This is a genomic window from Bradyrhizobium sp. CCGB12, assembly GCF_024199845.1.
In the GTDB taxonomy this organism is placed as follows: Bacteria; Pseudomonadota; Alphaproteobacteria; order Rhizobiales; family Xanthobacteraceae; genus Bradyrhizobium.
Window position 1 is genome coordinate 6,272,130 of sequence record NZ_JANADO010000001.1, and the last position, 14,089, is coordinate 6,286,218.

General features: G+C 65.2%; 12 protein-coding genes. 6 read left to right on the plus strand and 6 right to left on the minus strand.

The annotated features are described in order from the left end of the window. Positions 1 to 3 precede the first annotated feature (3 nt). Together NLM27_RS28715 and NLM27_RS28720 are read right to left on the minus strand one after the other, a co-directional pair. The gene (locus NLM27_RS28715; protein ID WP_254146483.1) at positions 4 to 1,197 is read right to left on the minus strand and encodes an efflux RND transporter periplasmic adaptor subunit; all 1,194 of its coding nucleotides are present in this window, start codon (positions 1,195 to 1,197) and stop codon (positions 4 to 6) included. Between the two features lie 233 nt (positions 1,198 to 1,430). Further along, entirely contained in the window at positions 1,431 to 2,453 is a 1,023-nt protein-coding gene (locus tag NLM27_RS28720; RefSeq protein ID WP_254146484.1) for a cyclopropane-fatty-acyl-phospholipid synthase family protein, read from the minus strand. A gap of 168 nt (positions 2,454 to 2,621) precedes the next feature. On the opposite strand from NLM27_RS28720, the gene NLM27_RS28725 reads away from it, so the two are divergent. From NLM27_RS28725 to NLM27_RS28735, 3 genes are read left to right on the plus strand one after another with little or no spacing between them, the layout of a single operon-like run. After that, complete coding sequence (locus NLM27_RS28725) at positions 2,622 to 3,647, plus strand: flagellar motor protein MotA (RefSeq protein ID WP_254146485.1); 1,026 nt, start codon at positions 2,622 to 2,624, stop codon at positions 3,645 to 3,647. 23 nt (positions 3,648 to 3,670) lie between these two features. Further along, on the plus strand, positions 3,671 to 4,699 hold the full coding sequence (locus NLM27_RS28730) for a peptidoglycan -binding protein (protein ID WP_254146486.1): 1,029 nt from the start codon (positions 3,671 to 3,673) through the stop codon (positions 4,697 to 4,699). Continuing rightward, entirely contained in the window at positions 4,699 to 5,145 is a 447-nt protein-coding gene (locus NLM27_RS28735) for a GNAT family N-acetyltransferase (RefSeq protein ID WP_254146487.1), read from the plus strand. Before NLM27_RS28730 ends, NLM27_RS28735 begins: the two co-directional genes overlap by 1 nt. A gap of 6 nt (positions 5,146 to 5,151) precedes the next feature. Here the strand turns inward: NLM27_RS28735 and NLM27_RS28740 are convergent, their stop codons facing one another. Further along, positions 5,152 to 7,002, minus strand: a complete 1,851-nt coding sequence (locus tag NLM27_RS28740) for an ABC transporter ATP-binding protein/permease (RefSeq protein ID WP_254146488.1) — start codon at positions 7,000 to 7,002, stop codon at positions 5,152 to 5,154. A gap of 197 nt (positions 7,003 to 7,199) precedes the next feature. Between NLM27_RS28740 and rpmE the strand changes: the two genes are divergently transcribed. Then, on the plus strand, positions 7,200 to 7,427 hold the full coding sequence (gene rpmE / locus NLM27_RS28745; protein ID WP_166813198.1) for a 50S ribosomal protein L31: 228 nt from the start codon (positions 7,200 to 7,202) through the stop codon (positions 7,425 to 7,427). A 182-nt stretch (positions 7,428 to 7,609) separates the two neighbouring features. On the opposite strand, the gene NLM27_RS28750 is transcribed toward rpmE, so the two are convergent. From NLM27_RS28750 to NLM27_RS28760, 3 genes are all read right to left on the minus strand, one after another. Continuing rightward, positions 7,610 to 8,575, minus strand: a complete 966-nt coding sequence (locus NLM27_RS28750; protein ID WP_254142329.1) for an integrase core domain-containing protein — start codon at positions 8,573 to 8,575, stop codon at positions 7,610 to 7,612. Between the two features lie 74 nt (positions 8,576 to 8,649). Further along, on the minus strand, positions 8,650 to 9,159 hold the full coding sequence (locus tag NLM27_RS28755) for a DUF1465 family protein (RefSeq protein WP_254146489.1): 510 nt from the start codon (positions 9,157 to 9,159) through the stop codon (positions 8,650 to 8,652). Between the two features lie 523 nt (positions 9,160 to 9,682). Further along, positions 9,683 to 9,874 (minus strand): DUF1192 domain-containing protein, encoded by a 192-nt coding sequence (locus tag NLM27_RS28760; RefSeq protein ID WP_254146490.1) that lies wholly within the window; start codon positions 9,872 to 9,874, stop codon positions 9,683 to 9,685. Positions 9,875 to 9,988: 114 nt separating this feature from the next. Between NLM27_RS28760 and NLM27_RS28765 the strand changes: the two genes are divergently transcribed. Together NLM27_RS28765 and NLM27_RS28770 are read left to right on the plus strand one after the other, a co-directional pair. Continuing rightward, positions 9,989 to 10,987: an NAD(P)H-quinone oxidoreductase gene (locus NLM27_RS28765; protein WP_254146491.1), complete on the plus strand. Its 999-nt coding sequence runs from the start codon at positions 9,989 to 9,991 to the stop codon at positions 10,985 to 10,987. A gap of 153 nt (positions 10,988 to 11,140) precedes the next feature. Then, a complete protein-coding gene (locus tag NLM27_RS28770; RefSeq protein ID WP_254146492.1) occupies positions 11,141 to 14,017 on the plus strand; it encodes an EAL domain-containing protein in 2,877 nt (958 codons plus the stop codon). Positions 14,018 to 14,089: the final 72 nt, after the last annotated feature.

Consider the following 14,089-nt stretch of genomic DNA (forward strand, 5'->3'; position numbering starts at 1 on the left):
GCGTTACCGCGTGAGCTTCTGGGCGTGCCGGTTATCCGCGGTCGCATCCGCTTCCGACCAGGATTGCGGTTTGACCTTGTCGCCGGCGGCGAACCTCTGGAAGCCTTCGACCACGACCTTGTCACCGGCCTTCAGGCCTTCGGTGATGAACCAGAGCCCGTCCTGCACCGAGCCGGTGCGCACCGCCTGCACGGCGATGTGGTTGTCGTCCTTGACGACGAACACTTCGCTGCCGCCGCCGCCATTGCGCTGGATCGCCTGCTGCGGCAGCGCGATCGCGTCGGAATCGAGCCCCTGGTCGATGCGGACGCGGACATACATGCCCGGCAGGAGCTCACGCTTGGGATTGGGGAACTCGCCGCGCAGCGTCACCTGTCCGGTGTAGGCATCGACCTTGGCATCGGAGAACAGCAGCTTGCCGTCGAGTGCATAGGTGGTGTTGTCGTCGAGCACGAGGCGCACCTTGGCGGCGTCGGCCGCGATCCGCTCGAGATCGCCGGTTTCGAAAGCGCGGCGGAGTTGGTTGAGTTCGGTCACCGACTGGGTGAAATCGGCATAGATCGGATCGAGCTGCTGGATGCTGGCCAGATTGGTCTCGTTCTGCACCACGAGCGCGCCCTCGCTGACGAGAGCCGCACCGACGACGCCGTCGATCGGCGCCCGCACGGTCGCATAGTCGAGATTGAGCTTTGCACGCGCGAGTTCCGCCTTGCGGCCTTCGACCTCGGCATGCGCCTGCCGCTCGGCCGCGATCGCTTTTTCGTTCTCGGCTTCCGGAGCTACCCGATCCTTGGTGAGGGTGGCAATGCGGTGCGCCTGCTGCTTGGCCTGCATGAGGGCGGCCTCGGCCTTGGCGACCGCGGCCTCGTTGGCCAACACCTCGACCTCGAACGGACGCGGATCGATGCGGTAGAGCGGATCGCCCGCCTTCACCTCGCTACCCTGGCGGAACAAGCGCTCGACCACGATGCCGGAGACACGCGGCCGCACGTCGGAGACGCGCGTCGGCGCGATGCGGCCCGGCAGTTCCCGCACCACGGCGCGCGATTGCGGCTTGACGATCACGATGCTGACGTCGGGGGCGGTCGGCGGAGCGGTGGATACGGCGGAGCTGGACTCGTCGCAGCCGGCCAACAGCGGCGCTAAGGCCGCGAGCATCATTGCAACGCATGCCGATCGCGCACGAAGTCCTGACATGAAGTGGGGTGCCCCGAGGTTGTTGAAACTGATCACGCTCCGCGCGTGGCCCGTTCTGGGCCGTTTTGCACGCGAGTCACGTCGTCAAAATAGAATGCACCTGCTGCTATGCAACACATGGCGCGGGCGGCTCAATGTCACACGACTTATCGCGTTGAATATTGAGGGTTTTTGTGGACTCACTCGATTGTGAGTCGGGTTCCATCGCGGCGTGCTGCGACAGAAGATCGCAATTACTCGGCAGCCTTCATCCTGTAGTGGCTGACGCCCCATTCGGTTCCATCGGCATAGCCGAACAGGCCCGAGGTCGCGAGGAGGAACCAGCGCCAGCGCCGCATCCAAAGCGCGGTCTCCTCGCCATGGACCTTGCGCAAGGACGCCTCGATGGCGTCGCGATGCGCATCGAAGTTCGCAAGCCAGTCGTTCGCGGTGTGTTGGTAGTGCGTGCCGCTCCAGCACCATTCCTTCTCGATTGCGAAGATGTCGTCGAATTGCCTGACGAGATGATGGCTCGGCATCAATCCGCCCGTGAAAACGTGCTGCGCGATCCAGTCGTCGCGATTGGCCCGGTCGAACAGATGGGAGCCGGAGCGATGCGAGACCACATGCATGAAGAAGCGCCCCTCGGGTGCGAGCCAGGCGCGCAGGCGCGTCATCAGCTTGCGCCAGTTCATCATGTGCTCGAACGTTTCCACCGAGACGATGCGGTCGAACTGGCCCTCGGGCGCGAACACGTTCATGTCGGCGGTGACGACACGCAGGTTCAAGAGCCCGCGCCGCCGCGCCTCTTCCTCGATATGAGCGCGCTGCGCCTGCGAGGCCGATACCGCCGTCACCTTCGCGTGCGGAAACTGCCGCGCCATCCACAGCGACAGCGAGCCCCAGCCGCAGCCGAGCTCGAGGATGGTCTGCCCGTCGGCGAGACCGGCATGCTCGACGGTCTGGCGCAGCGCCTCCTCCTCCGCCTCCTGCAAGGTGGTCGCATCGGTCTTGTAGAAACAGCACGAATATCTGAGGTTGGGACCGAGCACCTGCGCGAAGAACGAAGCGGGCACCTCGTCATGCCTGGTGCCGGCAGCGTCCTCGGCGATCGGCCGCAGCATCATCCGCCCGGCGAAGGCGGCATCGTCGGCCGCCCCCAGCGTGGACAGGCGCGTTACCGAGCGCGAGCACAGGCGCTGGATCGCGGCCCGGATCACCACGTCCGGCAACGGCACGCGTTCGGCAGTCCCGATGATCGCGGAAACAACGCTCATGCGGCCCCCGAATGGCGAGCTTTTGCAGACACCTTGCCTATCAAAGCGCTGATTCCGGTCCGGGTTCCCCAGGCACTTGCCGAAATCGGCGCATCCGGCGCTTTTTTTGGGCTGGCGCTGTGCCATAGTGCGCCCGCAAGCAAGCTTTCGTAATGGATGATTCCGGCCATGAAGCCAGGCACTTCGCCCCGCTCCCCCATGGATATCGAGTATACCAAACTGTCCTCGCCCAGCGTCTTCCTGGTGCGGATGCTGGTATTCCTGGTGCTGTGCGCGCTGGTGGGCGTGGTGCTCTACAAGCAGATCATCCAGGCCTTCTTCGCCAATCCCGGGCTCAACGCCCTGATCGGGGCGGTCCTGTTCATCGGCATCGTGCTGGCCTTCCGCCAGGTGATCCGGCTCTATCCCGAGGTCTCCTGGGTCAATAATTTCCGCATTGCCGATCCCGGCCTGGCGCCGGCGCGGCACCCGAAGCTGTTGGCACCGATGGCGGCGATCCTCGGCGGCGAGCGCTCCGGGCGGATGACGATCACCCAGACCACGATGCGGCACCTGCTCGATTCGATCGCAACCCGCCTGGACGAGGCCCGCGACATCTCGCGCTACATGACCGGCCTGTTGGTCTTCCTCGGCCTGCTCGGCACCTTCTGGGGCCTGATCGAGACGGTCGGCTCGGTCGGCAAGGTGATCGACGGGCTCAAGGTCGGCGGCGATTCCGGCGCGCTGTTCGACACGCTCAAGGAGGGCCTCGCCGCCCCGCTCGGCGGCATGGGCATCTCGTTCTCCAGCTCGCTGTTCGGCCTCGCCGGCTCGCTGATCCTCGGCTTCCTCGACCTGCAATCGAGCCAGGCGCAGAACCGCTTCTACACCGACCTGGAGGACTGGCTCGCCACCACCGTGCGCGAATATGGCAGCGGCGAGGTTGCGGTCGCGGCCGGTGGTGGTGGCGGCGGCGTTGCCAGCGGCGAGCTTCAGGCGGCGGTCGAGCGGCTGCGCTCCGTGCTCGAGGAAGGCAGCGGCAGCCGCGGCACCACCGCGGCGATGGCGAGTCTTGCCGAAGCCATTCAGGCGCTGGTCTCGCACATGCGGACCGAGCAGCAGATGATCCGCGAATGGGCCGACGGCCAGGGCGAGCAGAACCGCGAGATCCGGCGCCTGCTGGAGCGGATTGCGCGCCAGCCCGAGAAGAGTTGAGCAGCTAATACGGAGAGGCGATCATGGCTCTTGCCCGCGCCCGCCGCAGCGACGGCGCCTTCAACTACTGGCCCGGCTTCGTCGACGCGCTGTCGACGCTTGTGCTGTCGATCGTGTTCCTGCTGTCCGTGTTCCTGGTCGTTCAGTTCTTCCTGTCGCAGGAGGTCACCGGCAAGGACAAGGCGCTGGAGCAGCTCAACGCCAAGATCGCGCAGCTCAACGAGCTCTTGTCGCTGGAGAAGCTCGGCAAGCTGACGCTCGACGACCAGGTCTCGCAATTGAAAGCGGGCCTCGCTTCGGCCGAGACCGAGCGCGACCGCATCAAGGGCCTCTATGACGGGCTTGCCGCCGCAGGCAACGACGCGCAAGGCAAGACCTCCGAGCTCGGCAAGGCGCTGGATTCGGAGAAAGCGGTCTCGGCACGGGCGCTGGCGCAGATCGAGGTGCTGAACCAGCAGATCAGCGCGCTGCGCCGGCAACTCGCCGCGCTGGAAGAGGCGCTCGATGCCTCCGAGAAGCGCGACAAGGAATCGCAGAACCGCATCGCCGATCTGGGGTCTCGCCTGAACGTCGCATTGGCGCAGCGGGTGCAGGAATTGTCGCGCTACCGCTCGGAGTTCTTCGGCCGCCTGCGCGCCATCCTCGGCAACCGCCCCGACATCCGCATCGTCGGCGACCGCTTCGTGTTCCAGTCCGAAGTGTTCTTCGACACCGGACAGGCGACCTTGCTGCCCGAGGGTCGCGCCGAGCTCGACACTTTGGCGACCGCGCTGATCGAGCTCGACAAGAAGATCCCGAACGAAATTCCCTGGGTGCTGCGCGTCGACGGTCACACCGATTTGCGCCCGGTCAATGGCCCGAACTTCAAGTCGAACTGGGACCTGTCCGCCGCCCGCTCCATCTCGGTGGTGCAGTACCTGATCTCGCTGGGCGTGCCGGCCCAGCGGCTGGTCGCCGCCGGCTTCGGCGAATTCCAGCCGCTCGATCCCGGCAACACCGAGGAAGCCTACAAGCGCAACCGCCGCATCGAGCTGAAGCTGACGGAGCGGTAGTGAGCGCCCTCCACCTCCGCCCCTACCGCGCCGAGGACGAGGCTGCCGCGATCGACCTCTGGCATCGCACCTGGCAGCAGGCCTACCCGCAGATCGACTTTGCCGCGCGGCTGGAATGGTGGCGCGAGCGCTGGCTGAGGGATCTGGTGCCGAAGGCGTCCATCATCGTCGCCGAACAGGATGGCGCCCTCACCGGCTTCGTCACCATCGACGGTGACGGTTATCTCGACCAGCTCGTGGTCGATCCCGCCCATTGGGGCTCGGACGCCGCAAGGCTGCTGGTGAACGAGGCCAAGCGGCTGTCGCCATCAGGCGTCACGCTGCTCGTCAACAAGGACAACGCCCGCGCCATCCGCTTCTACGAGCGCAACGGCTTTGCCCATGCCGGCGACGATGTGAACCCGACCTCGGGGCGGCCGGTGCTGAAGATGATGTGGCGGGCGTGAGGCCCCTCACGCCCCCTCGAACTGCAGCCGCGCCAGCCTCGCATACAGCCCGTTCACCGCCACGAGCTCGGCATGCGTGCCCTGCTCGACGATCCTGCCCTGATCCATCACCAGGATGCGGTCGCAGGACAGCACGGTGGCGAGGCGATGTGCGATCACCAGCGTGGTGCGATGGCGCATCAGCTCTTCCAGCGCGGTCTGCACCAGCGTCTCGCTTTCGGCATCGAGCGCAGAGGTGGCTTCATCGAGCAACAGCAGCGGCGCATCGCGCAGGATGGCGCGGGCGATGGCGATGCGCTGGCGCTGGCCGCCGGAGAGCGTCACGCCGCGCTCGCCGAGCGCCGTCTCGAAGCCCTCGGGCAGGCGGCGGATGAATTCGGCGGCATGCGCGAGCTCGGCCGCGCGCTCGACCTCGGCATCGGTCGCATCCGGCCGGCCGAAGCGGATGTTCTCGCGGGCGCTCGCCGCGAACACGTTCGACTCCTGCGACACCAGCGCAATGCGGGAGCGGACATCGCGCGGGTCAGCGGATCTGACCGGCACGCCATCGAGCGCGACCGTCCCGCTGCGCGGATCGTAGAAGCGCAGCAGCAGATGAAAGATCGTGCTCTTGCCGGCGCCGGAGGGGCCGACGATCGCGACCTTCTCGCCGGGGCGCACCGTGAAGGAGACGGCATCGAGCACGTTGACGTCGCGCCGCGCCGGATAGGCGAAGCTGACCCGATCGAAGCCGACCTCGCCGCGCGCCGGCGCCGGCAGCGCGCGCGGTGACGCGGGCGCGGCGATCTCGGACGTCACATGCAGGATCTCGAACAGGCGCTCGGCCGCGCCGGAAGCCGCCGAAACCTCGCCCCAGACCTCGCTGAGCTGACCGAGGCCCGCGGCGGCGAACACCGCGTAAAGCACGAACTGGCCGAGCCGGCCCGGCGTGATCGCGCCGATGAGCACGTCATGCGAGCCGATCCAGAGGATCGCGACCACGCTTGCGAACACGATGAAGATGATGATGGCCGTGAGCACCGCACGGGCCTGCGTCGAAGTGCGCGCCGCCTCATAGGCCTGCTCGACATCGCTGCCGAAGCGCTTCTCGGCGAACTGCTCGCTGGTATAGGCCTGCACGGTGCGGATCGCGCCGACCAGCTCGCCTGCATAGGCAGAGGCGTCGGCGAGCGTGTCCTGCGCGTTGCGCGACAGACGCCGCACCCAGCGTCCGAACGCGACCAGCGGCAGCACGATCAGGGGGATGGCCAGCAGCACGAAGCCCGACAATTTCGGGCTGGTGATCACCATCATCGCGGCGGCGCCGAGGAACATCATGAGATTGCGCAGCGCGATCGAGACCGAGGCGCCGACGGCGGATTTGATCTGGGTGGTGTCGGCGGTGAGCCGCGAGATCAGCTCGCCGCTGCGCGCGGAATCGAAGAAGGCCGGCGAGAGCGACAACAGATGCCCGAAGACGTCACGCCTGAGATCGGCGACGATGCGCTCGCCGATCGTCATCACGAGGTAGTAGCGCGCGGCGCTCGCCAGCGCGAGCACGGCCACGACCGCGAGCATCACCGAGAAGTAGCTGTTGATCAGCTGGATGCCCTCGGGCGTCAGGCCGAAATCGATCATCCTGCGCACCGCGACCGGCACCAGCAGCGTGGTCAGTGCCGCGATCGTGAGCGCGACGAAGGCCAGCGCCGCCCGGCCACGATAGCGGCTGACATAGGGGAGGAGCGCAAGCAGCGGCCGCAGCTTGGCGCGGCCCTTGGCCGGCTGCTCGATCAGCTCGGCCTCGATCGACGGGGTGTCCGCGGAGTTCATTTCAGGCGGATCGACATACCGGTCATCAACCCGTTCCACTGCGCTCATGAGATCCGACCCATTGCATTCGTTCGCTCCCAATAGGCCGGCGCAACGGCAGTGGCAAATCCGGGATGTCCCTGAGGGGGCAAGCCCGGTTCACCCAGCCGGAATGGCTTGTTTTGCGAGGTTTCGTGAGGTATAGAGCCGGCCAAATCCGTCATTCGCTAGCCACCCAGAAGGCGCCGGGGCGCCGAGGAATTGCCATGAAAGCCGAAATTCACCCGAACTATCATACAATTACCGTCGTCATGACTGATGGAACCGAGTATCAGACCCGCTCCACCTGGGGCAAGGAAGGCGACAAGCTGAACCTCGACATCGACCCGAAGTCGCATCCGGCCTGGACCGGCGGCAACGCCCAGATCATGGACCGCGGCGGCCGCGTTTCGCGCTTCCAGAAGAAGTTTTCGGGCTTTCTCAAAAAGGATTGATCCGGCCGCAAGGCTGTGACGAAAAACGCCCCTGGGAGACCAGGGGCGTTTTTGTTTTTGGGCTCTCGTCATTGCGAGGAGCACTTGCGACGAAGCAATCCAGACTGCCTCTGCGGAGACCTTCTGGATTGCTTCGCTTCGCTCGCAATTGTGCAAGTTCACTAATTCGCTGATCGAATGGTTTAGGTCTGGGCCTCGGCAAATTCCTTCGGTGTCTTGCCGCCGAGGGCCTGATGGGGCCTGAAGTTATTGTAGTAGATCACGTACTCGAACAGCTCGTTGGCGAAGTGGTCTAGGTTATCGAAGGTTGCGCCTTCGATGACGTCGTCGTCCAGGGTTCGCCAGAAGCGTTCGACCTTGCCGTTGGTCTGCGGCCGGTAGGGTCTGGTGTAGCGATGCTTGATGCCGAGCTCGATCAGCATGGCCTCGAAGGGATGCTCTTCAGGCGTGTTGCGGGATGCGAACTCCGCGCCGTTGTCGGACAGGATCTCGGCAAACTGGATCCCATAGGTGACGTTGAGCGTGTTGATCATCTTCAAGGTCTTAAACATGACCGGCAGGGCCTTTTTTGAAGTCAGCACCTCGGCCCAGGCCAGGCGCGAGCAACTGTCGACCAGGCTGACGATAAAGGCGGGGCTTGAGGGGGGCGCCAGGAACATGTCGCGGGACAGCTGGTGCAGGTCGACATGGCCGAGCTCGCCGATCTTGTCCTTGATAATACGACGTTTCTCCTCGCGCATCGTCGGGGTGCGGCGGTTGAGCTGATTGCGTTTGAAGACCCGGTAGATGGTCGAGAGCGACGGTACCGTATCTCGCCGTTCGCGCAAGGCAGCGTGGACCTCGTACCGGTTCATGCCGCGCGTTCGGCAAGCAACGATCTCCGCCTCGATGCCTTGCGGCTCGCGGCGCTCGCGCCACTTCGGTCCGCGGCGTTGCGGCAACAGGTCAGCCTCCGCGCCGCTCCGCAGGTAGCGGTTGTAGTACTTCCGGAAGGTCTGCGAGCAGGTGCCGTGGTGCTTGTAGAAGTCTCCCACCCGGCGGAACGTCGCCGACCGCCCGGCCTTCACCTCCTCATACTCGGCGATCAGGAACCGCCACTTCTGAAGATAATTCCGCTCAATCGTCCGGTCGAAGCTGTTGTCGCGCATCGGATCCTCCACGCTGGGAACGGATTCGATCAGCGAATTAGTGAACTTGCACAGCAATGACGGGAGGATCGACCTTACCGCTCGAACGCCGCTTTCAGCGCGTTGAGGTGCGGCACCAGCGGATTGCCGATTGCGACGTGCTCGGCGGGCGGGGTGTGGATCGTGGTGTCGAGGCGGCGCACGCGGGTCTGAAGGCTCATCGAGCGGTGGATCAGGTCCTGCAACTGCGACGGCAGCTTCTCGACGGTGTCGGCGGGGCCGGGATCGGCGGCGGTGAGCTTGACCTTGGTCTTCTCGCGGTTGGCCTGGCTCAGCGTCATCTCGCCTTCCTTCACCGCGCGGTGCAGCAGCAGCCACGAAGCGAGCTGCATCAGGCGCGTGGTGAGACGCATGCTCTCGGTCGCATAAGTCAGGCTGACGGCGCGGTCGAGCGCCTTGGCTTCGGTGCGGCCGGCGCCGTCGAGATAGGCCGCGGTCTCTTCGACGAGGTCCATGCCCTCACGGAACAGGACGCCGAACGCCGCAGAATTGGTGAATCGCTCGCTGAGCTGAACGAGAGCGCCTTCGACCTGCAAACGTTCCATGGTTAACGCCCCTTACGCAACTGTTTAACTGTCCGGCTTGGCGCCGGCTTATGATGAACAAATCATTGCGCGCTGGGAGCGCGGAGTCCAGTGACAAGCGCGGATATGGTTTCCGCGGGTCATTCCTCGGAATTCAACCGCAACGAGACGCAAAAAAGAGCCGCCGGAGACCGGCGGCTTTGAAAGTTGATAACAGGGAGGCGTCAAACAGAGTGGACAGGAGCCACTCGGTGTCCAAACGAGGACAGTTCCAGTCATAAACCCGAAAGCTTAACCGACCGTAAACGAGCTAATTTTTTGAGAGTTCGTTAGCTATGTCGGTCAGTGGCCGAGTGGGGCGTGGAACAAACTCGGTGCTGGGGGGCAAAAGACTTACTCCTCATGGTGAGGAGCGCGCTCCTTGCGCGCGTCTCGAACCATGCAGGCCCCGCTCTCGCCCGCGGCCATCCTTCGAGACGACCGCTGCGCGGTCGCCTCAGGATGAGGACCGTACATGCGCCCGGCTTCAATCCAGCGTCATCGACTACGACTTGAAAAAGCTGTTCGCCGCATCGCGCGAGGCGCGCTTCTTGGTGGCGGCTTCTTCCAGCCTTGCGATCTCGGTCTTGAGCAGGGTGACGCGCTCGGTCAGCTCCTCCACCGACAAGAGTGAGAGATCCTGTCCGATGTCATGGCTGATCTTCTTGCGCGGGCGGTCGTCGTCTTCCGTCGGCATCGTCGTTACCTCCTGCGTTCGTGTAGACCAAACGGGCTTGAGCGGTTGCCAGCGTGGACCGCGCTGGCTAAGCAATGGCCTCGTTTCTCCCGCACCTTTGCTCAAGGACACATCATGGACAAGCTGCCCGCGCAAATGACCGTGGTCGCCATCTCCAAGCCTGGCGGACCGGAGGTGCTGGTGCCGGAACAACGCACCGTGCCGCAGCCCGGTCCCGACGAGATCCTGGTCAAGGTCGAGGCCGCGGGCGTCAACCGACCCGACGTCGCGCAGCGCTCCGGCGCCTATCCGCCGCCGCCCGGCGCCAGCGACTTGCCCGGCCTTGAGATTGCGGGCGAAGTGGTCGCCGTCGGCAGCAATGCCAAGCGGCACAAGATCGGTGACAAGGTGATGTCGCTCGTCGCCGGCGGCGGCTATGCGCAATACTGCATCGCCCAGGACGCCCAGGCCATGAACGTGCCGCCGTCGCTGTCGATCAAGGAAGCCGGCGCGCTGCCGGAAACCCTGATGACGGTCTGGCACAACGTGTTCGAGCGCGGCGGTCTCAAGGCCGGCGAGACGCTGCTGATCCATGGCGGCTCCTCCGGCATCGGCACCATGGCGATCCAGCTTGCGAAAGCGTTCGGCGCAAAGGTGATCGTCACCGTGGGATCGCAGGACAAGATCGATGCCTGCCTCAAATTGGGCGCCGACCGCGCCATCAACTACAAGAGCGAAGACTTCGTCGCCGTGGTCAAGGAAGAGACCGACAAGGTCGGCGCCAATCTGATCCTCGACATGGTCGCCGGCGACTATGTCGACCGCAACTATGACGCCGCCGCTGTGGACGGCCGCATCGTGCAGATCGCGACCCTCAACGGCCCCAAGGTCAACGTCAACATCGCCAAGGTGATGGTGAAGCGCTTGACCCATACCGGCTCGACGCTGCGCCCCCGTAGTAATGCGGACAAGGCGGCGATGGTGGCCGCGATCGAGGCGAAAGTGATGCCGCTTCTGCGCGAAGGCCGCGTCAAGCCGCTGATGGACAGCAGTTTCCCGCTGGAAAAGGCATCCGACGCGCACCGGCGCATGGAGACGAGCGCACATATTGGCAAAATTGTGTTGGAGGTATAGGCCGCTGGCCCAGCCACCAAGGCGGAAACCCTTTGATTTTCCTCGCTTTCGTGGCATCTATCGCGGCGCACCGAACCAATTCCGTTCGGTTGTGAAATCGCCTCCTAGAATCGTCTTGCACTCGAAGTTTGCGTCGAACGCGGAGAACTGACCTTGCGTCTGCTCAGGTGCCTCGCGCCCATCGCGCTGGGCCTCATGATGCTCGTTGCCGCGTCCCCTGCACGCGCGCTCGACGCTGTCAGCGTTCGCAGTGACGCGCCCGCGATCGACCTCACCGGTGTGCTCGAGCATCAGCGCAGCGACGCCGACCGCATCCAGGTCTCCACCGCGCCCGGCACCGACGGCATCGTCCGCCGCATCGAGGTGCGCGCCCGTGAAGGCGGCCAGAACTGGGTGGTGTTCGCGCTCGCCAACAATACCGACGATCAGCTCGACCGCCTGATCGTCGCCCCGCATTACCGCATCGTCTCGTCGGGCCTGCTCTGGCCCGACCTCGGCCTGTCGCGCATCGCGACCATCACCCCGTCGATCGGCGACCGTCCGGAGCGCCAGGAGAGCGCAACGGCCGACGTGTTCCGCATCACGCTCGATCCCGGCGCCGTCGTCACCTTCGTCGCGGAGCTGCGCACCGACAAGCTGCCGCAGCTCTATCTGTGGGAGCCGGAAGCCTACAAGGACAAGGTCAACTCGTTCACGCTCTATCAGGGCATCGTGATCGGCATCTCCGGCTTGCTCGCGCTGGTGCTGACCATCCTGTTCGTGGTGAAGGGAAGCATCATGTTCCCGGCCGCCGCGGCGCTGGCCTGGGCGGTGCTGGTCTATATCGGCGTCGATTTCGGCTTCTGGGGCAAGGTGCTCGACATGTCGAACAACGCCGAGCGCATCTGGCGCGCGGCGGGTGAAGCGATCCTGGCGGCGACGTTGTTGGTGTTCCTGTTCGCCTATCTCAACCTCAGTCGATGGCATGTGCGCTATTCGCACATCACGGTGCTCTGGCTGCTCTTCCTCGGGGCCCTGGTTGCTCTGGCGCTGTTCGATCCGGCCGTCGCCTCCGGCATCGCCCGCATGTCGCTGGTGCTGATCGCCTTTGCCGGCTTTGCGCTGATCGTCTATCTCTCCACCCACGGCTTCGACCGCGCGGTGCTGCTGATCCCGACCTGGTTCCTGCTGGTGGTCTGGGTGGTCGCGGCCGGCATGACGGTCGCGGGCTCCGTCACCAACGACATCGTCGGCCCTGCGCTGCTCGGCGGCCTCGTGCTGATCGTGATGCTGATCGGTTTCACGGTGATGCAGCACGCCTTTGCCGGCGGTAGCGCCAGCACCGGCGTCGTCTCCGACATCGAGCGGCGCGCGCTGGCGCTGGCCGGCTCGGGCGATCTGATCTGGGACTGGGACGTGTCCGCCGACAAGGTCTTCACCAGCCCGGAGACCGAGGCCCTGCTCGGCCTCAAGCGCGGCACGCTGGAAGGCCCGGCCGCCTCCTGGCTCGAGGTGCTGCATCCGCTCGACCAGGACCGTTTCCGCGCCGCGCTCGACAGCGTGCTCGACCAGCGCCGCGGCCGCCTGGTGCAGGATTTCCGCCTGCGCACGCCGGACGGTCACTTCATGTGGTTCGCACTCAAGGCGCGCCCGGTGGTCGGCTCCGACGGCGAGGTCTCGCGCGTGGTCGGCACCCTCACCGACGTCACCGAGCTGCGCAACGCGGAAGAACGCCTGCTGCACGATTCCGTGCATGACAATCTCACCGGCCTGCCCAACCGCAAACTGTTCATGGACCGGCTGGGCGCGGTCGCGCATTTCGCCAAGAGCATGCCGACGCTGCGGCCCACGCTGATGGTGATCGACCTCGACCGCTTCAAGCAGGTCAACGATTCCGTCGGCATCGCGGTCGGCGATTCCATCCTGCTGACGCTCGCCCGCCGCCTCACCCGCATCCTCAAGCCGCAGGACACGCTGGCGCGGCTCGCCGGCGACCAGTTCGGCCTGATCCTGCTGTCGGAGCAGGACCCGGCCCGCATCACCGCCTTCGCCGAGACCATCCGCAAGACCATCCGCGCGCCGATCGCCTTCAACGACCGCGAAATCTTCCTGACCGCCTCGATCGGCCTCGCGCTTTCCGATCCGCAAGTTCAGCTCACGGACGAGATCATCAAGGACGCCGAGCTTGCGATGTATCACTCCAAGCGCATCGGCGGCGACCGCATCGACGTCTACAAGCCGGCGATGCGCGCGCGGAAGACCGACCGCCTGACGCTGGAGAGCGAATTGCGCCGCGCCATCGAGCGGCAGGAGATCACGATCCTGTATCAGCCGATCGTGCGGCTGGAGGATCGCTCGATCGCCGGCTTCGAGGCCCTGGCTCGCTGGGATCATCCGAAGCTCGGACGCATGGCGCCGTCGGAGTTCATCACCATTGCGGAAGAGACCGGCCTGATCATCGACCTCGGCATGTTCGTGCTCGACCAGACCGCAAAGCAGCTCTCGGTGTGGCAGCGTGCGATGCGCTCGCGCGATCCGATCTTCGCCTCCGTCAACGTGTCGTCACGGCAATTGCTGCGCCACGACCTGATCCACGACATCCGCACCGTGCTGTCGCGCTCCTCGGTCGCCCGCGGCACGCTGAAGCTGGAATTGACGGAATCGCTGGTGATGGAGAATCCGGAGCACGCGGCGCAGATGCTGACGCGGATCCGCGAGCTCGGCACCGGGCTCTCGCTCGACGATTTCGGCACCGGCCATTCCTCGCTCGCCTATCTGCAGCGCTTCCCGTTCGATACCATCAAGATCGACCAGTCGTTCGTGCGCACCACCAACCGCGGCACCCGCCCGGTGATCCTGAAGTCGATCATCGCGCTCGCGCACGACCTCGGCATGGACGTCGTGGCCGAAGGCGCCGAGACCGATTCCGATGCGGTCGAGCTCTACCAGATGGGCTGCGAATACGCGCAAGGCTTTGCCTTCGGCGAGCCGATGGACGCCGATGCCGCGATGCGCCTGCTGACGGAAGTACGGCTGGAAGCGGCGAGTTAGGCACTTTCCCCCTCCACCTTTTGAAGGTCCGTGCGCGAAGCGAGCGGAGTGCCACACCGGCCGCTGATGCCG

What these genes read in the sequence shown, in the direction of transcription:
- NLM27_RS28715 (WP_254146483.1), bottom strand. Translation starts at nt 1,197, where the DNA reads ATGTCAGGACTTCGTGCGCGATCGGCATGCGTTGCAATGATGCTCGCG.
- NLM27_RS28720 (WP_254146484.1), bottom strand. Translation starts at nt 2,453, where the DNA reads ATGAGCGTTGTTTCCGCGATCATCGGGACTGCCGAACGCGTGCCGTTG.
- NLM27_RS28725 (WP_254146485.1), top strand. Translation starts at nt 2,622, where the DNA reads ATGAAGCCAGGCACTTCGCCCCGCTCCCCCATGGATATCGAGTATACC.
- NLM27_RS28730 (WP_254146486.1), top strand. Translation starts at nt 3,671, where the DNA reads ATGGCTCTTGCCCGCGCCCGCCGCAGCGACGGCGCCTTCAACTACTGG.
- NLM27_RS28740 (WP_254146488.1), bottom strand. Translation starts at nt 7,002, where the DNA reads ATGAGCGCAGTGGAACGGGTTGATGACCGGTATGTCGATCCGCCTGAA.
- rpmE (WP_166813198.1), top strand. Translation starts at nt 7,200, where the DNA reads ATGAAAGCCGAAATTCACCCGAACTATCATACAATTACCGTCGTCATG.
- NLM27_RS28750 (WP_254142329.1), bottom strand. Translation starts at nt 8,575, where the DNA reads ATGCGCGACAACAGCTTCGACCGGACGATTGAGCGGAATTATCTTCAG.
- NLM27_RS28755 (WP_254146489.1), bottom strand. Translation starts at nt 9,159, where the DNA reads ATGGAACGTTTGCAGGTCGAAGGCGCTCTCGTTCAGCTCAGCGAGCGA.
- NLM27_RS28760 (WP_254146490.1), bottom strand. Translation starts at nt 9,874, where the DNA reads ATGCCGACGGAAGACGACGACCGCCCGCGCAAGAAGATCAGCCATGAC.
- NLM27_RS28765 (WP_254146491.1), top strand. Translation starts at nt 9,989, where the DNA reads ATGGACAAGCTGCCCGCGCAAATGACCGTGGTCGCCATCTCCAAGCCT.